Consider the following 21,449-nt stretch of genomic DNA (forward strand, 5'->3'; position numbering starts at 1 on the left):
GGGCGGGTAAAACGTATCTTGGATATGCCGGCAATGTTCGTTTGATATTTCAAAGAAGAAAATACGTTGCGTTTTTGGCGGCTCTGTGGCACGGTTGAAGATATCGGTGGACAGCCGGTATGCAGACATGGAGCCGCATATCGGCTCGGAACAGGGAGGAAAACGTCCTGTGGTGGTTCTGCAGAACAACATTGGAAACCGTCATTCGCCTACATTGATCGTAGCAACCGTTACAACCCGGACGGAAAAGAAGAAAAACCAGCCCACCCATGTGCTGGTGGATTCCAACCCGGCCTTTGAAGAACCGTCCATGATTCTTCTGGAACAGATTTTTACGATCGATAAATCCCGCATAGAACGCTTTATGGGCTATGCCAGCAAGGCTGAAATGCTCCGCATTGATATGGCTTTGCTGGTCAGTCTGGCTCTGAACGTTCTGAGCGGAAACCGCAGCGAATAGCGGACAACCAGTAACCCGTAAAAATGAGGTGATAGCGATGTAATCGGAGGTGAGTGAGCCATGCGAAAGAGTGCCCCCATTGAAGTGGTGGTACATTACCCCAAAACGAAAGAGGGATGGGACGAACTCGGAAAACGGGTCGCAACCGCCCACGCCAACTATGTGATCGAAAAAATCGACCGTCTGAACTGCCCCACATGGCAGAAACTCGAATTGCTGCAGGCGGTGATCGATACTACCAAAGGAACTTACAAACCCAAGGAACACCAAAAGCCCGGCTGGCAGCCCAGCCGGTAAATAAAGCCCCACGCTCAACATATGCTTTTCTGCTCTGACCAGAGACGGTCAGATTTAGAGGCAGTGTTGAGCGTGGGGCTTTTTGTGTTACATAAGTGTTTTGAAATGCGGCTGACACAACAAAACGGTTGATTGCTGGCGGCCAATATGGTATCCTATGGCATTGCATAACACTCAAAACAGTTCCACTTTTTGCTGAAAGAGCGTATCGAAACCGTCCTGATGGAGCAGCAGAAAAAGCTTTTTGAAAAGTAAAAGCTCTTGCGTCCCGTGAAAAAAGAAGGTAATATAAATACAGAGCAAGACACAGAACGCAGGGAGGGATGAAAACCATGTTTTACGAGATCATGCACCGGGAAAGCTGTGTGGCACAACTCAGCACGACAGGGGAGTGCAGGGTCTGCCTCGAGGATTTCATGCCCTATGATCTGGTTCTGGTGGAATCGGATGATTTTGACGAGCGCATCAATAATGTAACGAACTTTTACTATTGGTGCGCCTCCCGGATGTTGACGTTGGATCGCACCTACGCCAAGGAAATCCTGAACAGTATCGGTGCATCTCAGAGTGTTACGGACAGGGAACGAGCACAGATTGCATTATCCTACCATTGTCTGTCTTTGCTGGATGTGTTCTGGGTGAAAGAAGAAAACGAGAAGATTCGATTCGAGGATATCAACCTTTTTGCACACTCCTTAAGCAATGCGCTTGTGGATATTGCGCTGCGGGGGCACCAAATGACGGTGATAAACGCCCATCTTCTGGCAAATGACCTGTCTACGGGCGGCTTGTACCCCAAGGCGTGGGTGCGAAAAGAGGATGGCTTCTATCTTTACAAGGATGGTGGCAGGGAAGCGGTGGAACGTGAAGTGCTGGCAAGCAAAATCTGCCGGTGCTTTGACTGCCATCAGGTACTGTATGAGCAGGGGATGTTTGAAAATGAGCCGGTTTCTATCAGCAAAATCATGACATCTCAGCGATACAGTCTTGTGACCTATGCAGCCTATGACGTCTACTGCACGAACCATGATTGGAACACGCTGGATAAGATCTTAGAGTTGGATGCTCCCAGCTACTATATGATGAACATTCTGGATTATCTGGTGGGCAATGCCGACCGTCATTGGGAAAATTGGGGTCTGCTGGTAGACAACGAAACCAATCAGCCCATCCGTCTGCATGACCTGATGGACTTCAACCGGGCGTTTCAGCAGTACGACACGCCAGAAGGCGCAAACTGTCTGACCGTGGGAAAACGCCATCTGAGCCAAAAAGATGCTGCAGTGGAAGCGGTGCGGAACATCGGACTGAACCAAGTCCGTCAGGTGGAGCACACCGTATTCTCCGAGCATCCGGCATGGAAAGCAACGTTTGAAGAACGACTGCGTGTTTTACGGAACGCCATGTAAGTCAGAGCGAATATCAGAATAATTGAAACAGAATGATTCCATAACGAAAGCCCGTCTGCGCTGCCACATATCGTGGCTTGCAGACGAGCTTTTTCGTTTGACCGGAGAAAAATTACCATAGCATTTTCAATGCAGCGGCTTGCATAGGTGGAAAAACGCGCCTTGCGTGTGGCATCAAAGGTATCTACCGCTTTCATCAGCCCGATGGTGCCGATGGAAACAAGATCCTCCTGATCGCCCGGCAGGGCGTAATATTTTTTTACGATGTGCGCCACCAGCCGCAGATTGTGGCGGATCAGCTTTTCCCGGGCGGCGGCATCTCCGGCGCGCAGGGCACTGAAGGCGGCAGCTTCCTCCCGGGCTGTGAGCGGACGCGGAAAGCAGCCGCTTTCCAGATGGAGCGCCAGAAACAGAAATTTTGTGGCGAAAAATTGCAGTAAGGTCAGCAACACACGATATCCCTCCCGGTACATAGTTGTTAGATTGTATGAGCCGGGGCGCGGATAGTTGCCGGAGAGCCTTTTGTGCGCGGTATCTTTTCCGCAGGGAAAAAGCGTGGTATACTGAGGGCGGCAAGTCGGAAGTTATGGAGGTACTTTATGAACGAGAGAGAAAAAATTATCCGATTATGGTTTGATATGTGGATTAAGAAAGCAGATTTAGGAATTGACAATATTTTTACAGAGGATGTTGTATATACTGAGAGTTGGAGTCCTAAATATGAAAACCGCAAAACGGTAAAGCACTGGTTTGACGAATGGAATACACGCGGAAGTGTTCTTGTCTGGGAGATTAAGCAATTTTTTCATCAAGGCAATCAAACAATCGTGGAGTGGTATTTTAAAAACAAAATGAATAATGGAAATGTTGAAGAATTTGACGGAATATCTTTAATTGTATGGACACAGGATAACAAAATAAAATCATTAAAAGAGTTTGGTTGCAATCTTCATAATTACAATCCATATCGAGATAGTGATATTCCCGTATTTCGAGAAGAAAAAGCAAATTGGTTTTGAGAGGACTATAAATTCCAGTTTGTCGGGCAAACAAATCATTCTGTACCCTTCAGCGGACGATCCAAAACGGTCGGCCGCTTTTTTTATACCCACGTAGCAGGGACGAACCGCCCGAAAAACTGCCCATGGCGGCGTATGGAAGAGTCAACGGGCCAACAGCTCAAAATGATTCCGTTTGGTGACCAGCAGCCCTTCCTTTTGCAGCTTGGAAAGCTCTGCCGACATGGCAGCGCGCTCCACGCAGAGAAAATCCGCCAGCTGCTGACGGTCAAAGGGAATGTCAAAGGAGAGGGACGATTGCCGGATGGACTCGGCAGACAGGTAGGACAGCAGCTTTTCCCGTGTGGTCCGCTTGCTGACATGGGTGATCTTATCGTTGAAAAGCAGTATTTTGTTTGCCAGAACACTGACCAGATTGCGGATGAGCTTCTGGTGATGGTCGCAGGCGGTGGGGCAGGCGGTGAGCAGCCGCTTGACGTTGAGCAGCAGGATCTCGCAATCCTCCTCTGCCACCACGCTGATGTTCAGGATGGCACCGGGAGTGGCGGCGTAAGGCTCGCCGAAAAAATCTCCGGTGTTGCACTTGGACAGGATGTTGCGGTGTCCCCAAAGGTCCTCCTGTATCACAAGGGTGGAGCCGGACAGCATAAGTCCCATGACCTCTGTGGAATCTCCGGCACGGAAGATATAGGAGCCCCGGGGCCGGGTGATTTTTGTTGCACTGACGCAGTGCAGAATGGACAAGATCTCATCGTCGGTAAGCCCGGTAAAGAAGGGGCAGTTCCGCAGAACAGGAAGATATTTTTGCATAAAAGTTCTCCTTGTTGGAATTCGAACATACAAGATGGCTTTAGTATACTATAATAAGGCTGCAAATGCAAAAACACCCACAACAGGAGAGTATAGATATGATTCGGAAGATCATCCATATTGACGAAGAAAAATGCAACGGCTGCGGGCTGTGCGCGACCGCCTGCCACGAGGGAGCCATCGATATCATCAACGGCAAAGCAAAGCTGGTGCGGGAGAATTTCTGCGATGGCTTTGGCGACTGCCTGCCGGGCTGCCCCACCGGTGCTATCACCTTTGAAGAGCGGGAAGCCCCTGCCTACGACGAGACGGCGGTGCAGGAGAACAAAAAGAAGAAGGAATTGCAGGAGAAGATGAAGCACCTCCACGAGGGCGGCTGCCCCGGCTCCCGGATGCGGATGCTGGAACAGCCGGAGACCGCCGAAAGCGTGTCTTCTGCCCCCGTGCAGCCCGTTTCCCGCCTGCGCAACTGGCCGGTGCAGATCAAGCTAGCACCTGTCCATGCGCCCTACTTTGAGGGTGCAAAGCTCCTGATCGCGGCGGACTGCACGGCATACGCCTACGCCAATTTCCATCAGGAGTTCATGCGTGGTAAGGTGACCCTCATCGGCTGCCCGAAGTTGGACGCTGTGGATTACAGCGAAAAGCTTACCGAGATCCTGCGCAATAACGACATCCAGAGTGTGACCATCCTCCGCATGGAGGTGCCCTGCTGCGGCGGCTTGGAGATGGCGGCAAAAAAGGCACTGCAGACCAGCGGAAAGTTCATTCCGTGGCAGGTGGTCACCATCTCCATTGATGGTAAAATTCTGGATTAAGCAAATAGAGAGGAACTCAAGATGGAACATAAAATGTTTTGTTTTCAGTGCGAGCAGACAGCGTCCTGCACCGGCTGTATCGGAAAAGCGGGAGTATGCGGCAAGACCGCCGATGTCGCACAGCTTCAGGACGAACTGACCGGCGCTCTGGTTGGACTGTCCAGAGCCACGGACGGCGGTATGCAGGCAACGCCAGAGATGTGGCGGCTGATGATCGAGGGACTTTTCACCACAGTCACCAATGTGAACTTCAACGAAAATACGATTCGGGAACTGATCGGCCGGGTACATGCCGAAAAGGCGCGGCTGGCACCCGACTGCTCAGGCTGCGCTGCCCCTTGCGGACGCACCAGCGACTACGACATGAACCTGCTCTGGAGCGCCGATGAGGATATCCGAAGTCTGAAATCTCTTATTCTCTTTGGCGTGCGCGGCATGGCAGCTTATGCACATCACGCCTTGGTCTTGGGGTATACCGATGATGAGGTGAACCGCTTCTTTGCCAAGGCGCTCTTCGCCATTGGCGAGGACTGGGGCATGGAGGAACTGCTGCCTATCGTGATGGAGGTTGGCGAGAAAAACCTCAAGTGCATGGCGCTTCTGGATAAGGCCAACACCGAAAGCTACGGAACGCCCGTGCCTGTTACCGTTCCGCTGACCGTGGAAAAGGGACCGTTCATCGTCGTCTCTGGCCATGACCTCCACGACCTGAAGCTGCTGCTGGAGCAGACTGAGGGCAAAGGCATCAACGTCTATACCCATGGTGAAATGCTGCCCGCTCACGGCTATCCTGAACTGAAAAAGTATTCCCACCTCAAGGGCAATTTCGGCACGGCATGGCAAAACCAGCAGAAAGAGTTTGCAGAACTTCCTGCGCCGGTGCTGTTCACCACCAACTGTCTGATGCCGCCCAAAGCAAGCTATGCCGACCGGGTGTTCACCACGTCGGTGGTATCTTACCCCGAAATAATGCACATCGGAGCAGACAAGGACTTCGCCCCGGTGATCGAAAAGGCTTTGGAGTTAGGCGGTTATTCCGAGGATAAATCCTTCACCGGCATCAACGGCGGCAGCACGGTTATGACTGGCTTTGCCCGCGGTACGGTGCTTGGAATGGCAGATCAGGTCATCGAGGCGGTCAAGTCCGGCGCGATCCGGCACTTCTTTCTGGTTGCCGGCTGCGACGGCGCACGCCCCGGCCGCAATTACTACACGGAGTTTGTAAAGCAGACGCCCGCCGATACCGTAGTGCTGACCCTTGCCTGCGGCAAATACCGCTTCAACGACCTTGACCTTGGTAGCATCGGCGGCCTGCCCCGCCTGATGGATGTCGGACAGTGCAACGATGCTTACAGCGCCATCCAGATCGCGGTTGCCCTTGCGGATGCTTTCGGCTGCGGTGTGAATGACCTGCCACTGTCCATGGTGCTCTCATGGTACGAGCAGAAGGCAGTGTGCATCCTGCTGACGCTGCTGTATCTGGGTATTAAGAATATCCGTCTTGGTCCTACGCTGCCAGCATTCATTTCACCGAACATCCTTAACTTCCTGGTAGAAAACTATGGCATCGCACCGATTACAACGCCGGAAGAAGATTTGAAAGCATTGTTGAAATGATAATGATGACCATTGCACAGATCATGGAAAAGATGATCGCCTTTTCCGAGGGGAACATTCACGATATCACGCACCTGAGCTGCGTGTGGACTTATGCCAAGACCATCGGTGAACTGGAAGGGCTGGACGCAGAGACCCAGTTTATTCTGGAAGTGGCGGCGATCACCCACGACATTGCCTGTCCGCTCTGCCGCAAGAAATACGGCAACGCCAACGGCAGCTATCAGGAGCAGGAGGGCGACCCGCTGGTGCGGGAGTTTCTGGCAGATACCGGCATGACGACTGCACAAATTGATAGGGTGGCTTATCTGGTGGGGCATCACCACAGCCCGGCGCAGATCGACGGCATCGACTACCAGATCCTGATCGAAGCGGATTATATCGTCAATGCATCCGAAAGCGGGTACAGCCGGCAGGCGATTCAATCTTTTATGGAGCATACCATGAAAACGGCGGCAGGCATCCGACTGACGAAAACGGTGTTTGGCGTATAAAGGAAAAGCTTGCCGCAAAACACAAAAAAATAGATTCCATAGCGAGTGATCTGAAAAGGTCGCTCGCTTTTTCTTTACCATGAACTTGAAGGGAGGAACGCTATGCCAAGCAAAACCGAAGAATATCTTGCCCTTGCCCAGCGCCCCGATGCCACCGCCTGCGCCGACTACGATGTTTGGAATAAAACCGAATGAACCGCTATGTCAGGCGTGGCTCTAAGGGCATCGCTCTGCTGGATGAATCCAGCGGATTCCCGCGCCTGCACTACGTTTTCGATGTGTCGGATACGGGTGTGCGCCGCAATTCCCGTGACCCCGACCTGTGGCAGTACAAGGAATACTCTTACTTGTCAATCTGCTGTAAAAAATCACCTGAGTTTGGGTAAAATTGACAAAGTGAAAAAGAAAGCCGCTTCTATCTTGACACTCCACAAAGAATATGGTATTGTAATCAAGCATAGAATAAATTTCCATTCAAGTGCTTAATTTGTTCGTGCATTACAAAAAAGAAAATTGTACGTGAGCAGCGTCGTTGGATTGTTACCGTTTGGCGGGCTAGACCAACTCTGCATAGCACAAGCCGAAAGCGTGTTTCAGCCTTCGGTATGTTTGCTGTGTCAAGAGTGGTCTTTTTTTATTGCCTTTTTCAACCTGAGGAGGAGAAACAATGCAATATACCGTCAAAAAACCGATCAACAACAACATTCTGCGCGTGGTGGACCCCACGGGCTGTGAGCTGATCGTCACCGGGCGCGGTCTGGGCTTTGGTGTTAAGCCTGGCTATAAAATCGAGGCTGAAACCGTGGAGCGCAGCTACCGCATGACCAGCCCTGCCGTACAACAGAAGTTGGTGGAACTTCTGGAACAGATTCCCTATGAGCATCTGCTGCTCACCGACGAGCTGGTGGCAATGATCCGCAGCCGGGTGAACTACCCACTGAACGAAAGCCTGCTCATCACGCTGGCAGACCACATCAGCTTTGCCATTCAGCGCAGCGAACAGGGGATTCGCTTTTCCAACCCGCTGATGGCTCCCATTCGGGAATTCTACCCGGAAGAGTATTGCCTTGGCATGGAGTGCCTTGCTGCCATCCGCCAGCGCTGCCATGCAGTCCTTTCGGACGACGAGGGCGGCTTCATTGCGCTGCACATCGTCAACGCAGAGCTCAACACCACCATGAGCGTGGTGAACGATGTCACTCGCTTTGTGGATGGCTGCGTGCAGGTGGTGGAATACTTCTACAACTGCCATTTTGACCGGGATGCACTGGATTTCAGCCGCTTTACAGTGCATTTGCGCTTTTTTGCGCAGCGCGTATTTCAAGGAAAACAGGAGCAGGAAAACGATACCCACGACGAAGTGTTCCGCGCCCTGATCGCCCGCAATTGCAGCGAACACTACAAATGCGCCTGCTGCATTGCGGAGTATGTGCGCAACACCTGGCACAAGGAGCTTTCGGACGAGGAACTGGTGTTCCTTACGATCCATCTGAAACGGATTCGGATGGGGAAATAAGCTTTCTTGCTTCACCTTTGATTCTCCACAGGTCTTTCCTGTGTGGATATATATGCTGGATACGAACTTGAGAAAAGGAGAACTGAAGATGAAAGACAAGATCTTTGGCGTGCTGCAGCGCGTGGGACGCAGCTTTATGCTGCCCATTGCACTGCTGCCTGTAGCGGGCCTGCTGCTGGGTATCGGCAGCTCGTTCACCAACGAAACCATGCTGGCGGCCTATGGCCTGAACAGCGTCATCCACCCCGGTACCCTGATTTACACCATTCTGGACGTGATGAGCCAGACCGGCAGCGCCGTGTTCAACAATCTGGCGCTGCTGTTCGCCATGGGCGTGGCCATCGGCATGGCCCGGAAGGAAAAAGAGGTGGCTGCCCTGTCCGGCGCAGTGGCCTATATCATTATGAACACGGCCATTCAGGCCATGATCAACGCGGCAGGCGGCGTGGACGCAATGCCTGCCAACTCCACCACCACCATGCTGGGCATCACCACCCTGCAGATGGGTGTGTTCGGCGGCATCGTGGTTGGTCTGGGCGTGGCGGCGCTGCACAACAAGTTCTATAAGATCGAGCTGCCGCAGGTGCTGGCCTTCTTTGGCGGCACCCGCTTTGTGCCCATCATCAGCTCCATCGTGTATCTGGTGGTCGGCATTGCCATGTTCTATATCTGGCCGGTGGTGCAGAGCGGTATTGCCGCGCTGGGTGCACTGGTGCTGGCTTCCGGCTACGCAGGCACCTTTATTTACGGCCTGCTGGAGCGTGCGCTGATTCCCTTTGGACTGCATCATGTGTTCTATATGCCGTTCTGGCAGACCGCTGTGGGCGGCACCGCCATCATCGATGGCGTTACCGTGACCGGCGCACAGAACATCTTCTTTGCCGAGCTGGCCTCCAAGTCTACCACGGTGTTCTCGGTCAGCGCTACCCGTTTCATGGCCGGTAAGTTCCCCTTTATGATGTTCGGTCTGCCCGGCGCGGCGCTGGCTATGTACCAGTGCGCCAAGCCGGAAAAGAAAAAGGTTGCAGGCGGCCTGCTGCTTTCCGCAGCCCTGACCGCCTTCCTCACCGGCATCACCGAGCCGCTGGAGTTTACCTTTATCTTTGTGGCACTGCCCATGTACGCGGTGCACTGCGTGCTGGCCGGTCTGTCCTTCATGCTGATGCACATTCTGAATGTGGGCGTGGGCATGACCTTCTCCGGCGGTCTCATCGACCTGGTGCTGTTCGGTGTGATGCAGGGCAACGCCAAGACCCACTGGGTGTGGGTGGTCGTGGTCGGTGCGGTGTACTTTGTACTGTACTACATCATTTTCCGCTTTATGATCTCCAAGTTTGACTACAAGACCCCGGGCCGTGATGATGCCGAGGAAGTCAAGCTGTACACCCGTGCGGACGTGAATGCCCGCAGCGCCGCTTCCGGCAGCACCGCCCCCGCAGGGGATGATCCGGTCAGCGCCCTGATCGTAGAAGGTCTGGGCGGTGCCACTAATCTGTCCGACGTGGACTGCTGTGCCACTCGCCTGCGCTGCACCGTCAAGGATGCGGCATTGGTCAAACAGGATGTGCTCAAAGCCTCCGGTGCCTCTGGCGTGATCTGCAAGGGCAACGGTGTGCAGGTGGTGTACGGCCCCAAGGTGGCCGTCATCAAGGCAAAGCTGGAGGATTATCTGGAAAATGCATCTAAGACCCCGGCGGCGACCGCAACACCCGCCCCGGCGGCTCCCGCAGCAAAGGATACCGTGCTGTCTGCCTGCCTGAACGGCACTGTAGTGCCGCTGGCCGATGTAAAGGATGAAGCCTTTGCCAGCGGTGCACTGGGGGAGGGCATTGCCGTTGAGCCCACCGACGGTGAACTGGTGGCACCTGCTGACGGTGAGATCTCCTCCACCTTTGAGACCCACCATGCCGTGGGCATGACTACGGCTGACGGTGCCGAACTGCTGATGCACATCGGCATCGATACGGTCAAGCTGGGTGGCAAGCACTTTACCTACCTCGTCAACGAGGGTGACAAGGTGAAGAAAGGCCAGCCGTTGATCCGCTTTGAACTGGAAGCCATTAAGGCCGAAGGATATCCCGTGACCACGCCGCTCATTGTCTGCAATACTGATGACTATGCCGCTGTCGCGGCTAAAGCCAGTGGTGCCGTAAAGCAGGGCGATGCGCTGCTGGAACTGAAGCACTAAGCGTTTCTCCCAAACTGTAAGGCAGGGTTGTTATAAAGGGGACTGTTGCAAAATAGCCCCAACGAAAAAATGAGATAGGTTTCCCCAAAAGGGGTTGTCTATCTCATTTTTTTGTTGTAAACTGAAACTGCAATGAACCGACTACAGAATGAACAGTATACTCGACGTCCTTTAGTTTATATAGTAGCGGTCCTGTTTTTCGAGCCAATCTTCACACAGCCGCTGGGCTTCGTCCTTTGTGCAGCAGGTGCAGTTGAAAAGTTTGCCACGGATGGAACAGTAAGTGTAGTGTACCTTCGGGACTCCATTGGCATCTCGAAAATTAACGCAACGTTCCTCACCTGGCAGCAGATAGATCGTATCCACGTTCAGCAGCTCCTTTTACCTTCGTTCATGTGCTAAGGGCACAACGTTTGCTACCCAGCGCAGGCGGGAAAAAGCCCAGTATCAGGGCGCACCCTTTGTGGATGTGTTTCAGGTGGAACTGATTTTATCGGAGGAGGACAGCGACCGGGCTTGCATCGTGGATGTGGGGGATACCGGCATGAGCTATGTGATCCCGTGGAGCAGCATCCCGCAGGAGCTTCAGCAGCCGCTGCGCCGCTATGTGGCGCAGGCAGACGGAAAACTTTGCGGCTATTGCAAAGAGGACCTCTGCAACACCGAAAATGGACGGATGATCGTGGAGCTGTATCTGGGCAAGCAGGAACATCACGTTTCGAGGATCTTGTATTGAAATAGCTGCACAACCGCAGCGATTGGGTTGAAAATAAGGCTGAAGCCCCAATTGTTCCAGCCAATGTCAGAGTTTCTTATCGCAAGTCAAGAAATTAGCGCAACATTCAACAGCATATTTGCGATATGCAATTCAACGTTGTTGCTGTTGCATTAAAAAGTTGAATTGCTATAATTGTCCATCAAAAATACGTTGGTTCGTTTTACACTGTGACGATTTAAAAAACAAAGGAGAGATATTTTACTATGATCTACAAAAAGCGATACGGTCAACCGTTTGATACCGAAAGTGTAGTGGGTTCTTTTTTGCCCATGATGGAAACGATACCCTATTTGACCAAGGAGCCGGATGGTTTCTCCTATGCCATGGAACCGCAGGATGTTCTGTATGGTCTTGGCGAAAACGTCCGTGGTATCAACAAGCGTGGGTGGGTGTACGAAAGCAAATGCTCCGATGACGGCAACCATACCGAGGGCAAATCCTCGCTGTACGGTGCTTATAATTTTATGATCGTGTCCGGCAAGGATACATTTGGCATTTTTATCGACTACCCGGGCAAGGTCACCTTTGACTGCGGCTACACCGACATGGATACCTTACGCATCACGGTGGCCGAGGAAAATTACGATCTCTACATCATTGAGGGCGAAAGCCTGATCGATATTGTGCACCAGTTCCGCCAGTTGGTGGGGCGCAGTTATATTCCGCCCAAATGGGCTTTTGGCAACGCCCAGAGCCGCTGGAGCTACATGAACGAGGATGAGGTCCGCGAGGTGGCGGCAAATTACCGTGCCAATAATATGCCGCTGGACGCTGTGGTTCTGGACATTGATTACATGGAGCGTTACAAGGACTTTACGGTGGATGCGCAGCGCTTCCCGCGTTTTGCAGACTTTGCTGCCGAGATGAAAGCGCAGGGCATCCGTCTTGTCCCCATCATCGATGCAGCAGTCAAGGTCGAAGAGGGATATGATGTGTACGAGGAAGGCGTGAAAAACGGCTACTTCTGCACGAATCAGGATGGCACCCCCTTTGTAGCCGGTGTGTGGCCGGGACGGGTACACTTCCCCGATATGCTCAACCCGGAAGCCCGTGCTTGGTTTGGCAGTCAATATAAAGTTCTGCTGGATCAGGGGATCGAGGGCTTCTGGAATGATATGAACGAGCCTGCTATCTTCTACGCAGAGGAAAGACTGAAAAAGACCTTTGCTAAAATTGGGGAATACAGCAAGCAAAACCTGGATATTTCCAGCTTTGCTGCTTTTACCGGCATGGTGGCAGAGCTTTCCAACAACGAAGACGATTATAAGATGTTCTACCACAACACCAAACAGGGGCGTATGCGGCACGACATTGTACATAATCTTTTTGGTTATAACATGACCCGTGCTGCAGGCGAGGCTTTTGAGCGGCTGGAGCCGGACAAGCGCATTTTGATATACTCTCGTTCTGCCTGCATCGGGATGCACCGGTATGGCGGCATCTGGACTGGCGACAACCATTCTTGGTGGAGCCACATTCTGCTTGCGCTGCGCATGATGCCCTCCCTGAATATGTGCGGCTTCCTGTACGAAGGCCCCGACATTGGCGGCTTTGGCAGCAATACCACAGAGGATCTGGTGCTGCGCTGGTACGGCATGGGCATCTTCTCTCCGCTGCTGCGGAATCACTCTGCCAAGGACACCCGCCGGCAGGAACCCTACCGCTTTAAGAACAAGGCCGCCTTTGCCGGTATTTTACAGCTGCGCTACCTGCTGCTGCCCTACATTTACAGCGAGTACATGAAAGCTGCCCTGCACGACGGCATGTACTGTATGCCGTTGGCGTTCGCCTTCCCGGAGGACGACTTTGCCCGCCGGGTGGAGGATGAGGTGATGATCGGTGAAAGCTTGTTGATCGCCCCGGTATATGAGCAAAACGCCCGGGGGCGTTATGTTTACCTGCCGGAGGAGATGCTGCAGGTGCGGGTAAAGTGCAGCGAAAGCAACCGCATCGAAACCAGCGTGCTGCCAGCAGGCCATCATTACATTCCGGTGGAGCTGGATGAAGTGGTGTTCTTTATGCGCAAGGGACACCTTCTGCCCCTTGCCAAGGACGGCAAAAAGATCCAGAGCGTTGCCGACGTGGACTTCACAGACCTGCGTCTGCTTGCCTATGCTCCCGATGGTGCATCCTATGAATACTATACCGATGACGGCGAGACAAAGGATTATGATAAGCCGGAACATTTTGTGCATATCACGCTGGATGCGGATGGAAACGCAAAGAGCGATCGTGCTACGGTCAAAGTAGAAGGATAATCGTCAGTCATTACGCAGTTCCTACAGAGTGACAGCGTTTCAGCTTGAAATGCTGCCACTCTTTTTTGTTGTCTATATCACAGATAAAATAGCGTTCCATCTTGAAAACAGCGTAAAGATTTATTATAATAAGATAAATAGTTGTTGCTCTTGCAAAGGAGGGCTGAATCATGGCAGCGCAGCGCACCTATCTGGCAATCGACCTGAAAAGTTTCTATGCCTCGGTGGAGTGCGTGGACCGCCATCTGGACCCTCTGACCACCAATCTGGTGGTAGCGGATGCCTCCCGCACCGAAAAGACCATCTGCCTTGCGGTGTCGCCCTCTCTGAAAGCCTACAAGATCCCCGGCAGAGCGCGGCTGTTTGAAGCCGTTCAGCGGGTGAAAGAAGTCAACGCCCAGCGGCTGCAAACTGCCATCCGGCAGAAAAAGGCAGTCCGGGGAGAAGATGGCAAGTACCACTTTACCAGCACCTCTTTCGATGCCAACGTCCTGAACGCAGATCCTGCACTGGGGTTGAGTTACATTGTTGCGCCGCCCCGGATGCAGCGGTATCTGGATGTGTCCACCCAGATCTACAAGACCTACCTCAAATATGTGTCCCCGGCGGATATCTACCCCTACTCCATCGACGAGGTTTTCATTGATGTGACAGGCTATCTGCCCTACTACCACATGAGCGCCCATGAACTTGCCATGACCATGGTGCGGGAGGTGCTGTACAACACCGGCATCACCGCAACGGCAGGCATCGGCACCAATCTCTACCTTGCAAAGTTGGCCATGGACATTGTGGCAAAGCATATCCCTGCGGACAAGGATGGTGTCCGCATTGCGGAGCTGAACGAGCAGTCCTACCGGTATCTGCTGTGGAACCACAGACCACTGACGGATTTCTGGATGACCGGCCCCGGCACAGTGAAAAAGCTGGAAGCCCACGGCATTTATACGATGGGGGACTTGGCACGGTTCTCCATCCACGGGGAAGATCGGCTATATGAGATTTTTGGCGTGGATGCGGAAATTCTCATCGACCACGCATGGGGCTACGAACCCTGCGGCATGGAACAAATCAAAAGCTACAAGCCCAGCACCAACAGCATCAGTGAGGGACAGGTGCTGACCTGCCCTTACCCCAACGATAAGGCCAAGCTCGTCGTCCGGGAGATGGCGGAAATTCTGATGTTCCGGCTCACGGAAAAGAAGCTGGTGGCGGAATCCATCACCTTGGAGGTGGGCTACGACCGGGAGAACGTGGACAAGGGCGGCTACCGTGGTCTGACCCAGACCGACCGCTACGGCAGAATCATCCCCAAAGCGGCACACGGCACCGTCCGATTCGATGCTCCTACCAATCTAGGCAGCACCATCATCAACGAAAGCGCAAAGCTGTTTGAGCGCATTACTAACCCTGCGCTGACGGTGCGGCGCATCACCCTCAACGCCAACAAGGTCACGCCGGACGAGGGTATCTATCAAGTGGACTTTTTCACTGACACCAAGAAGCTGGAAAAGGAGAAAAAACTCCAGCAAGCCATGTTGGGCATCAAGAACAAGTACGGCAAAAACGCCGTGCTGAAAGCCAGCAGCTACGAGGAAGGTGCCACCATGCGCCAGCGCAACGCGCAGATCGGCGGGCACAGCGCGGGAGGTTCGGATGGAAAACTACAAAAATAGCAAGATCGGACAAGAGACTGCCCAAAAGTATGGGGACATCATAGAGATGGAACGCCCCCAGACCGAAGAATCCCTTCGCAAGCATCCCCGCATGACCTTGCAGAACCGGGCAAAGATTTTCTCTCCCTTTGCAGCACTGCGGGGTTATGATGAGCAGCTTGTCGCAGAAAAGCAGCGCACCGAGCGTGTGCCCAAGCGCAGTCTGACCGAGGAAGAAATGTCGGCGCTGTCCGATCGGCTGATGCAGGTCACCAAGGGCATGACCATCACGGTGCGGTACTTCAAGGAGGACACCGCCCACCCGGAGATTCCAGCAGTGGGCAACTACATCACACTGACCGGAAAAGCAGACCGCATCGACCCGGTGTTCCGCACCTTGCAAGTGGGCGACACCGTGGTGCCCTTTGAAGATCTGGTGGAAATCAGCGGGGAGGGCATCATGGACATTGATGTGTATCTGGGCATCGGGGAAGAATGAGATGACAAGAAATGCTGAAAGAGATGTTTATAGGACAGCTCTTTCAGTAAAATGACCTCAGAAGAAGCAAAACACACTTCGGACGGAGGAAAACACAATGGCAAACGGTGATTATGGCTACTTTGGCAAAGGCGACACGGGCTATGCCCAGTACATGACGGCCTTCAACCGCAACTTTGGCGGCTCGTCCGGCGGCGGCGGTGGCGGTGGCGGAGACGGCAGCGGCTGCGGCTGCCTCATCGCCATTGCGGTGGTAGTCGTGCTGGTGCTCCTCGCCATGGGAAGCTGAGGGCATCCCCACGGAACAAGGCTGTCTTGCGTGACCCGGTCACAGAAAATCTAACTAGGAAATGTTATCATATAGTCACAGAAAACACTAACAACATTCCGATGGAGGATTTGAATATGAAGGCAAAGTTTTATATCTGTGAGCACTGTGGCAACCTGGTCACCACCATCCACAACGCAGGCGTTCCGCTGGTCTGCTGCGGCGAAAAGATGAAGGAGCTGCTCCCCAACACGGTGGAAGCCAGCGGCGAAAAGCATCTGCCGGTGGCAGAGCTTTCCGGCAGCACTCTCATCGTCACGGTGGGTGCAGTGGAGCACCCCATGGTGGATGTGCACCACATCCAGTGGCTCTTTGTGGAGACCGAAAACGGCGGACAGCTCCGCTACCTCGCCCCCGGGAAGGCACCCAAGGCGGTGTTTGAGCTGGGCAGCGAAAAGCCGGTGGCGGTCTACGCCTACTGCAATCTGCATGGTCTGTGGATGACGAAGCTGTAAGAAATAAACGGGCTCCTGCCAGTGGTTGATGCTAGCAGGAGCTTTTTTGCGTGCAGACGCTTTTCCGTGGAAAGAAAGCATGACACCGTTATTATGAAGAAGAATCTCACAGAGCTTGTTTTTATCCTTGACCGCAGCGGCAAGTCCTCGTCAAAACTCCGGGTGCCATTCATCCCGGATGCCAATGTCGGCGCAGACGATTTTTCCGCACAGCGGCGCAGAAGTTTCTGCGAAATGCAGCGGCTTATAGCTGTCGAAGGTTACGGTCAGGTCTGCATGAGCAGCACCCTCGGCAACCTCGCCGGTATCCGTATTGATGCCGCTGGGCAGGTCTACGGCCAGCACAAAGGCACCGCTCTTGTGCAGACGGCGCATCAGCCCGCAGGCAGCAAGACCGGAAGGCCGCAGTTCACCATGGAACCCGGTGCCATAGAGGGCATCCACAACGGCAACAAAGCGCTGCATTTCCAGTACAGAACCGTCGGCGCAGATGTGCACCGGCAGGGAGTGCAGACGCTCAAAATTGCGGATGGCGTCAGCAGTTTTCGGCTCGCTCTCAGCCAAAAGAACGGTTACGTTCCAGCTATCTTTTGCAGCGGCGCGGGCGATCACAAACCCATCGCCGCCGTTGTTGCCCTTTCCGCAGACCACCAGCAGCCTGCCGGGATGAGGGAACTGCTTTTGCAGCTCGGCGTAAGCAGCCAGCCCGGCGTTTTCCATCATTTGCAGGTAAGGCAGACCGTGGGCATCCCCGGCCCGTTCGATTTCCTTCATCTGCGCAGCCGTCACAATGCGATGTTTCATGTTGGCACCTTCTCTCTATCTCTATTATAATGGATGAGAATGTTTGGAACAAGATGAAAGATACCGGTGCATAGAATCTGTCCCCGGAGAGTTGGAACAAGCCCTCCGGGGATATTTTTGTTTTTGGGAATCTTTTCCGCAAGGGAAAATCATGGTATACTGAACGCAACGAATCCAAAGTAATAAACCGGGAGGTACCGTTATGAAGTGGGGAATTTTAGCGACCGGCACCATTGCCAAAAAATTTGCGTCTACGGTGGAACAGATGGGCGCAGAGGGAGAGCAGCTTGTTGCCGTGGGCTCACGGCATCTGGAAAGCGCACAGGCGTTTGCACAGCAGTACGGCATCCCTCGCTGCTATGACTCCTACGAAGCCCTTGCCGCCGACCCGGAGGTGGAGGTCATCTATATCGCCACCCCCAACACCCTGCATTACGAAAACTGCAAGCTCTGCTTGGAGCAGGGCAAGCACGTTTTGTGCGAAAAGCCCTTTACCATTAGCCCGGAACAGGCGCAGCAGCTGTACCGTCTGGCAGAGGAAAAGCACCTCTTTCTCATGGAGGCATTCTGGATCTGGCTGCTGCCGCTGTACGACCGCCTGCGCCAGATCCTTGCGGCTGGCACCATCGGGGAGCTGAAGCAGATCACCTGTCAGTACGGCTTTGTTGCCTCCGGTGCCCGGAAGGACCGCAAGTTTGATTCCGGTCTGGGCGGCGGTGCGCTGCTGGATATCGGTATCTACAATCTGGGCTTTCTGCGCATCCTCACCGGACAGGACCCGGAGAAGGTGGAGACCAAAGAGGTTCACATCAACGAGTACGGCACCGACGATTACAGCCGCCTTGTGCTGACCTACCCCGGCGGCTGCAAGGCGGAGTCGGTCCAGACCATCGGGCAGGAGCTGGAGCGCAATGCCCACATCGTTGGCACCAAGGGCAGTATTTTCCTGCCGGATTTCCAGCACGCCGAGACCATGACGCTGGAAGTGGAGGGCAAAGAGCCGGAGGTCATCCACTGCCCGGTGGACATCAACGGCTTTGAGTACGAGATCCGGGAAGCAAGCCGCTGCGTCAAGCTGGGGCGTACCGGCAGCGACCGCTACACCCCGCAGGACAGCCTTGCCCTGACCCGTCTGATGTATGATATCCGCATGAGCTGGGGCATGAAGTTTGCGGGCGAGGTGTAAGCACGCACCTTGCTGCGGGTCTTTTGCGTGCAAAAACCATGGGACACTAAGAACGACAACTTGGAATTTAATGGAGGGATGTTTCTATGAAATCTTTTGTTTGCAGTTTGTGTCACAATGGCATAGTTGGAGGAGGTCTGTACCTCGACAGTCAGTCGCTTACTTACAAGACAAACAAGCTTACAGTTGGCAAAAAATACAGAAATTTAGTTTTGCCGATGCAGGAAATAAAAGAAATCTCTTGGAAGTGGATAGTCTTTCCAATTGCAACAGTTAATATGAAAAATGGAGAACTATATAAATTCATTATTTTCAATAAATCACGCTTTGCAAAATGGTTTCAAGAGTATTCTCAATAAAAATACAAAGTGTCAAGTTCCAGTTTGCCGGGCAGACAGGCAACTGAAAACCACACAAAAAACGAAGGAGCAGCCATGGTACTTTATTTTACGGGAACCGGCAACAGCCGGTATCTGGCGCGGCGCATTGCCGAAGGGTTGGAGATGCCGCTTTACGACCTGAACGCCTGCATCAAGGCAGGGAATACCGCCCCGGTGCAGACTGGGCGGGACGTGGTGCTGGTAACGCCTACCTACGCATGGCGTATCCCCCGGGTGGTGTCGGAGTGGCTGGGCAAGACCGCGCTGACCGGGGCAGAGCGTATCTGGTTTGTGATGGACTGCGGCAGCGAGATCGGCAATGCGGCAAAATATAACCGGCAGCTTGCGGCGCAAAAACACCTGCATTATATGGGGACTGCCCAGATCATCATGCCGGAAAACTACATTGCCATGTTTAATGCACCCCAAAAAGAGCAGGCCCGGAGCATCGTGGAGCAGGCAGAGCCTGCACTTCAAAAGGTGCTGACCCAGCTCAAAGCCGGACAGGAATTTCCTCCGCCGAGAGAAAACCTCTACGACCGCTTTATGAGCGGCCCGGTGAACCCGGTGTTCTATCGCTTTTTTGTAAAAGCCGATGCCTTCCGGGCAACGGATGCCTGCATCGGCTGCGGTAAGTGCGTGGAGCTGTGCCCGCTGAACAACATCCATCTGGAAAACGGCAAACCGGTCTGGGGCAAAAACTGCACCCACTGCATGGCGTGCATCTGCTATTGCCCGAAAGAAGCCATCGAGTACGGCAGAAAGAGCAAAGGGAAGCCCCGGTATCACTTTGAAGCACTGGAAAAGAAGCAGGACGTATGAAATTAAGGGGGCCCCGGCAGTGGGCAACCGGTTGACGAAATGGCAGATTTGTCTTTGAAAGAATAAACCTATTGACATGGTGCGAAAATGGGTTTATACTATCCCCAACACAAGGAAGGGAGCACAGGCAGATGAAACGTACAACAGATGCCCGGCACAGACTGCCCGGGCGAATGCGCTGCTCCCAGACAAATTTCCGGCAGACAGACTGAGAAAAAACAGGAAGATGCCGTTGTCTGGGAGAAGTGCCCGAACATACATCGTCACAATAAAAGGAGAACCGACAATGGCTGATTATAAACTGTGGAATGCACTGAAAGACGCTAAGAAATATCGCTGGGTGGAACTTTCTCACTCGCTGAACAACGAAAGCCCCTACTGGTCCGGTATCCCGGAAGGCTCTGTGGAGCTGGCAAAGACCGTGTGGGACTGGGGCAAGCCGGAACTGGAATGCCTGATCCAGACCTTCAAATTCCCCGGACAGTTTGGTACCCATATCGACTTCCCGGGTCACTTCATCAAGGGCAAAGCGCTGTCCGAAAAGTACGATGTGAATGACCTGATTTTCCCGCTGGTGGTCATCGATATTTCCGAGCAGGCCAAGAAAGACCCCCGCTACGCCGTGACGGTGGAGGACATCAAGGCCTATGAAGCAAAGTACGGCCCCATCCCGGATGGTGCGCTGGTGGCTCTGCGCAGCGACTGGTACAAGAAGTGGCCGGATATGGATGCGCTGTCCGGCATCGACGCAGAGGGCAAAGAAAATGCCCCCGGCTGGTCGCTGGAAGCATTGGAGTATATCTACAAGGTGCGCAACGCCGCCGCCAACGGCCACGAAACGCTGGATACCGATTCCTCTGCGGTGGCGGAGGAAAAGGGCGACCTTGCCTGCGAGCGCTATGTTCTGGACAACGACAAGCTGCAGGTGGAGGTGCTTGCAAATTTGGATAAAGTTCAGCCTGCCGGTGCGGTAGTCATCGTTTCTTATCCCCGCATTGAAGGTGCAACTGGTCTGCCCGCACGGGTTTGGGCCATTACCGAATAAGAGCGGAGAAGTGGGAAAATGTCCTTTGAAAAAGCAAAAGCAGATCTGGAAGAAAAAGGCTTGGGAGACCATGTCATTGTGCTGAGCGAGTCCTCGGCAACCGTGGCCGAAGCAGCCCACGCATTGGGCGTGGAGCCTGCCAGCATCGCAAAAACGCTGTCGGTTTTGCAGGGCGGAAAGCCGGTGCTCATCGTCACCGAGGGCACGGCAAAGCTGGACAACCACAAGTACAAGAGCCTGTTCCACATGAAGGCTAAAATGATCCCCTACGATGAGGTGGAGACCTATGTGGGTCATGCGCCCGGCGGCGTGTGCCCCTTTGGGGTGAACGAGGGCGTGGCGGTCTATCTGGACGAGAGCCTGCGCAAGTTCGACACCGTCTACCCGGCAGCGGGCAACGGACACACCGCCGTCAAGCTGACCTTGCAGGAGCTGGAAGCCGCCGTCGGAGCCGAGGGCTGGGTGGATGTCTGCAAGGAGCCGGAAGGCGAATAAGGCATCATATAATAAACGCAAAGGGAGTTCTGCCCGGACCTTCGTCCGTGACAGAACTCCCTTTTTGCCGGAGCCATGCTGTATGTGGTGGTGGAAGAGCTGATCCCGGAAATGTC

Annotated in this window: 24 protein-coding genes and 1 pseudogene; 21 read left to right on the forward strand and 4 right to left on the reverse strand. The window is 53.6% G+C overall.

Annotated features, from left to right (window positions below):
• Positions 1-127 precede the first annotated feature (127 nt).
• From C4N24_RS11785 to C4N24_RS11795, 3 genes are all read left to right on the forward strand, one after another.
• Complete coding sequence (locus C4N24_RS11785) at positions 128-460, forward strand: type II toxin-antitoxin system PemK/MazF family toxin (protein WP_112091640.1); 333 nt, start codon at positions 128-130, stop codon at positions 458-460.
• 60 nt (positions 461-520) lie between these two features.
• Positions 521-757, forward strand: a complete 237-nt coding sequence (locus C4N24_RS11790; RefSeq protein WP_005922522.1) for a hypothetical protein — start codon at positions 521-523, stop codon at positions 755-757.
• A gap of 323 nt (positions 758-1,080) precedes the next feature.
• Positions 1,081-2,166 carry a hypothetical protein gene (locus C4N24_RS11795; RefSeq protein WP_112091573.1) on the forward strand — a complete coding sequence of 362 codons (1,086 nt, stop codon included), beginning with the start codon at positions 1,081-1,083 and terminating at the stop codon, positions 2,164-2,166.
• Here the strand turns inward: C4N24_RS11795 and C4N24_RS11800 are convergent.
• On the reverse strand, positions 2,079-2,618 hold the full coding sequence (locus C4N24_RS11800; protein ID WP_242983261.1) for a sigma-70 family RNA polymerase sigma factor: 540 nt from the start codon (positions 2,616-2,618) through the stop codon (positions 2,079-2,081). The genes C4N24_RS11795 and C4N24_RS11800 overlap by 88 nt on opposite strands.
• Before the next feature lie 147 nt (positions 2,619-2,765).
• Here C4N24_RS11800 and C4N24_RS11805 point away from each other — a divergent pair, with 147 nt between their 5' ends.
• Entirely contained in the window at positions 2,766-3,185 is a 420-nt protein-coding gene (locus C4N24_RS11805; protein WP_112091574.1) for a nuclear transport factor 2 family protein, read from the forward strand.
• A gap of 144 nt (positions 3,186-3,329) precedes the next feature.
• Here the strand turns inward: C4N24_RS11805 and C4N24_RS11810 are convergent, their stop codons facing one another.
• Positions 3,330-3,995 (reverse strand): Crp/Fnr family transcriptional regulator, encoded by a 666-nt coding sequence (locus tag C4N24_RS11810; RefSeq protein ID WP_112091575.1) that lies wholly within the window; start codon positions 3,993-3,995, stop codon positions 3,330-3,332.
• Positions 3,996-4,093: 98 nt separating this feature from the next.
• On the opposite strand from C4N24_RS11810, the gene C4N24_RS11815 reads away from it, so the two are divergent.
• From C4N24_RS11815 to C4N24_RS11840, 6 genes and pseudogenes are all read left to right on the forward strand, one after another.
• Positions 4,094-4,813: a 4Fe-4S binding protein gene (locus C4N24_RS11815; protein ID WP_112091576.1), complete on the forward strand. Its 720-nt coding sequence runs from the start codon at positions 4,094-4,096 to the stop codon at positions 4,811-4,813.
• Between the two features lie 21 nt (positions 4,814-4,834).
• Positions 4,835-6,430, forward strand: coding sequence for a hydroxylamine reductase (gene hcp, locus C4N24_RS11820; RefSeq protein WP_242983262.1), 1,596 nt, complete (start codon positions 4,835-4,837; stop codon positions 6,428-6,430).
• A complete protein-coding gene (locus C4N24_RS11825) occupies positions 6,427-6,924 on the forward strand; it encodes an HD domain-containing protein (RefSeq protein WP_242983263.1) in 498 nt (165 codons plus the stop codon). Before hcp ends, C4N24_RS11825 begins: the two co-directional genes overlap by 4 nt.
• 102 nt (positions 6,925-7,026) lie before the next feature.
• Positions 7,027-7,262: pseudogene (locus C4N24_RS15870) on the forward strand (hypothetical protein); the annotation flags it as partial.
• Positions 7,263-7,591: 329 nt separating this feature from the next.
• The gene (locus tag C4N24_RS11835) at positions 7,592-8,440 is read left to right on the forward strand and encodes a PRD domain-containing protein (RefSeq protein ID WP_112091578.1); all 849 of its coding nucleotides are present in this window, start codon (positions 7,592-7,594) and stop codon (positions 8,438-8,440) included.
• Between the two features lie 88 nt (positions 8,441-8,528).
• Positions 8,529-10,628 carry a PTS transporter subunit IIABC gene (locus C4N24_RS11840; protein ID WP_112091579.1) on the forward strand — a complete coding sequence of 700 codons (2,100 nt, stop codon included), beginning with the start codon at positions 8,529-8,531 and terminating at the stop codon, positions 10,626-10,628.
• A gap of 171 nt (positions 10,629-10,799) precedes the next feature.
• Here the strand turns inward: C4N24_RS11840 and C4N24_RS11845 are convergent, their stop codons facing one another.
• A complete protein-coding gene (locus tag C4N24_RS11845; protein WP_112091580.1) occupies positions 10,800-10,994 on the reverse strand; it encodes a DUF3873 family protein in 195 nt (64 codons plus the stop codon).
• 112 nt (positions 10,995-11,106) lie between these two features.
• Between C4N24_RS11845 and C4N24_RS11850 the strand changes: the two genes are divergently transcribed.
• The 6 genes from C4N24_RS11850 (at position 11,107) to C4N24_RS11880 (ending at position 16,601) form a co-directional block, all read left to right on the forward strand.
• Positions 11,107-11,364, forward strand: coding sequence for a hypothetical protein (locus tag C4N24_RS11850; protein ID WP_242983264.1), 258 nt, complete (start codon positions 11,107-11,109; stop codon positions 11,362-11,364).
• A 245-nt stretch (positions 11,365-11,609) separates the two neighbouring features.
• Complete coding sequence (locus tag C4N24_RS11855) at positions 11,610-13,664, forward strand: TIM-barrel domain-containing protein (protein ID WP_112091581.1); 2,055 nt, start codon at positions 11,610-11,612, stop codon at positions 13,662-13,664.
• 170 nt (positions 13,665-13,834) lie between these two features.
• Positions 13,835-15,340, forward strand: a complete 1,506-nt coding sequence (locus C4N24_RS11865) for a DNA methylase (protein WP_112091583.1) — start codon at positions 13,835-13,837, stop codon at positions 15,338-15,340.
• A complete protein-coding gene (locus tag C4N24_RS11870; RefSeq protein ID WP_112091584.1) occupies positions 15,321-15,818 on the forward strand; it encodes a hypothetical protein in 498 nt (165 codons plus the stop codon). The genes C4N24_RS11865 and C4N24_RS11870 overlap by 20 nt, the downstream gene beginning before the upstream one ends.
• Before the next feature lie 97 nt (positions 15,819-15,915).
• Entirely contained in the window at positions 15,916-16,107 is a 192-nt protein-coding gene (locus tag C4N24_RS11875; RefSeq protein ID WP_112091585.1) for an HFLK protein, read from the forward strand.
• A gap of 116 nt (positions 16,108-16,223) precedes the next feature.
• A complete protein-coding gene (locus tag C4N24_RS11880) occupies positions 16,224-16,601 on the forward strand; it encodes a desulfoferrodoxin family protein (protein WP_112091586.1) in 378 nt (125 codons plus the stop codon).
• A gap of 150 nt (positions 16,602-16,751) precedes the next feature.
• On the opposite strand, the gene C4N24_RS11885 is transcribed toward C4N24_RS11880, so the two are convergent.
• Complete coding sequence (locus C4N24_RS11885; RefSeq protein ID WP_112091587.1) at positions 16,752-17,405, reverse strand: NAD(P)H-hydrate epimerase; 654 nt, start codon at positions 17,403-17,405, stop codon at positions 16,752-16,754.
• A 202-nt stretch (positions 17,406-17,607) separates the two neighbouring features.
• Here C4N24_RS11885 and C4N24_RS11890 point away from each other — a divergent pair, with 202 nt between their 5' ends.
• From C4N24_RS11890 to C4N24_RS11910, 5 genes are all read left to right on the forward strand, one after another.
• A complete protein-coding gene (locus tag C4N24_RS11890; protein ID WP_112091588.1) occupies positions 17,608-18,591 on the forward strand; it encodes a Gfo/Idh/MocA family protein in 984 nt (327 codons plus the stop codon).
• Between the two features lie 86 nt (positions 18,592-18,677).
• Entirely contained in the window at positions 18,678-18,950 is a 273-nt protein-coding gene (locus tag C4N24_RS11895; RefSeq protein WP_112091589.1) for a hypothetical protein, read from the forward strand.
• Positions 18,951-19,025: 75 nt separating this feature from the next.
• Entirely contained in the window at positions 19,026-19,793 is a 768-nt protein-coding gene (locus tag C4N24_RS11900; protein ID WP_112091590.1) for an EFR1 family ferrodoxin, read from the forward strand.
• A 286-nt stretch (positions 19,794-20,079) separates the two neighbouring features.
• On the forward strand, positions 20,080-20,838 hold the full coding sequence (locus tag C4N24_RS11905) for a cyclase family protein (RefSeq protein WP_112091591.1): 759 nt from the start codon (positions 20,080-20,082) through the stop codon (positions 20,836-20,838).
• Positions 20,839-20,856: 18 nt separating this feature from the next.
• A complete protein-coding gene (locus C4N24_RS11910; protein ID WP_112091592.1) occupies positions 20,857-21,333 on the forward strand; it encodes a YbaK/EbsC family protein in 477 nt (158 codons plus the stop codon).
• The last annotated feature ends 116 nt before the right edge of the window (positions 21,334-21,449 follow it).

Source organism: Faecalibacterium prausnitzii (assembly GCF_003287405.1).
GTDB lineage: Bacteria > Bacillota > Clostridia > Oscillospirales > Ruminococcaceae > Faecalibacterium > Faecalibacterium intestinale.

What these genes read in the sequence shown, in the direction of transcription:
- C4N24_RS11785 (WP_112091640.1), top strand. Translation starts at nt 128, where the DNA reads ATGGAGCCGCATATCGGCTCGGAACAGGGAGGAAAACGTCCTGTGGTG.
- C4N24_RS11790 (WP_005922522.1), top strand. Translation starts at nt 521, where the DNA reads ATGCGAAAGAGTGCCCCCATTGAAGTGGTGGTACATTACCCCAAAACG.
- C4N24_RS11795 (WP_112091573.1), top strand. Translation starts at nt 1,081, where the DNA reads ATGAAAACCATGTTTTACGAGATCATGCACCGGGAAAGCTGTGTGGCA.
- C4N24_RS11805 (WP_112091574.1), top strand. Translation starts at nt 2,766, where the DNA reads ATGAACGAGAGAGAAAAAATTATCCGATTATGGTTTGATATGTGGATT.
- C4N24_RS11810 (WP_112091575.1), bottom strand. Translation starts at nt 3,995, where the DNA reads ATGCAAAAATATCTTCCTGTTCTGCGGAACTGCCCCTTCTTTACCGGG.
- C4N24_RS11815 (WP_112091576.1), top strand. Translation starts at nt 4,094, where the DNA reads ATGATTCGGAAGATCATCCATATTGACGAAGAAAAATGCAACGGCTGC.
- hcp (WP_242983262.1), top strand. Translation starts at nt 4,835, where the DNA reads ATGGAACATAAAATGTTTTGTTTTCAGTGCGAGCAGACAGCGTCCTGC.
- C4N24_RS11825 (WP_242983263.1), top strand. Translation starts at nt 6,427, where the DNA reads ATGATAATGATGACCATTGCACAGATCATGGAAAAGATGATCGCCTTT.
- C4N24_RS11835 (WP_112091578.1), top strand. Translation starts at nt 7,592, where the DNA reads ATGCAATATACCGTCAAAAAACCGATCAACAACAACATTCTGCGCGTG.
- C4N24_RS11840 (WP_112091579.1), top strand. Translation starts at nt 8,529, where the DNA reads ATGAAAGACAAGATCTTTGGCGTGCTGCAGCGCGTGGGACGCAGCTTT.
- C4N24_RS11855 (WP_112091581.1), top strand. Translation starts at nt 11,610, where the DNA reads ATGATCTACAAAAAGCGATACGGTCAACCGTTTGATACCGAAAGTGTA.
- C4N24_RS11865 (WP_112091583.1), top strand. Translation starts at nt 13,835, where the DNA reads ATGGCAGCGCAGCGCACCTATCTGGCAATCGACCTGAAAAGTTTCTAT.
- C4N24_RS11870 (WP_112091584.1), top strand. Translation starts at nt 15,321, where the DNA reads ATGGAAAACTACAAAAATAGCAAGATCGGACAAGAGACTGCCCAAAAG.
- C4N24_RS11875 (WP_112091585.1), top strand. Translation starts at nt 15,916, where the DNA reads ATGGCAAACGGTGATTATGGCTACTTTGGCAAAGGCGACACGGGCTAT.
- C4N24_RS11880 (WP_112091586.1), top strand. Translation starts at nt 16,224, where the DNA reads ATGAAGGCAAAGTTTTATATCTGTGAGCACTGTGGCAACCTGGTCACC.
- C4N24_RS11885 (WP_112091587.1), bottom strand. Translation starts at nt 17,405, where the DNA reads ATGAAACATCGCATTGTGACGGCTGCGCAGATGAAGGAAATCGAACGG.
- C4N24_RS11890 (WP_112091588.1), top strand. Translation starts at nt 17,608, where the DNA reads ATGAAGTGGGGAATTTTAGCGACCGGCACCATTGCCAAAAAATTTGCG.
- C4N24_RS11895 (WP_112091589.1), top strand. Translation starts at nt 18,678, where the DNA reads ATGAAATCTTTTGTTTGCAGTTTGTGTCACAATGGCATAGTTGGAGGA.
- C4N24_RS11900 (WP_112091590.1), top strand. Translation starts at nt 19,026, where the DNA reads ATGGTACTTTATTTTACGGGAACCGGCAACAGCCGGTATCTGGCGCGG.
- C4N24_RS11905 (WP_112091591.1), top strand. Translation starts at nt 20,080, where the DNA reads ATGGCTGATTATAAACTGTGGAATGCACTGAAAGACGCTAAGAAATAT.
- C4N24_RS11910 (WP_112091592.1), top strand. Translation starts at nt 20,857, where the DNA reads ATGTCCTTTGAAAAAGCAAAAGCAGATCTGGAAGAAAAAGGCTTGGGA.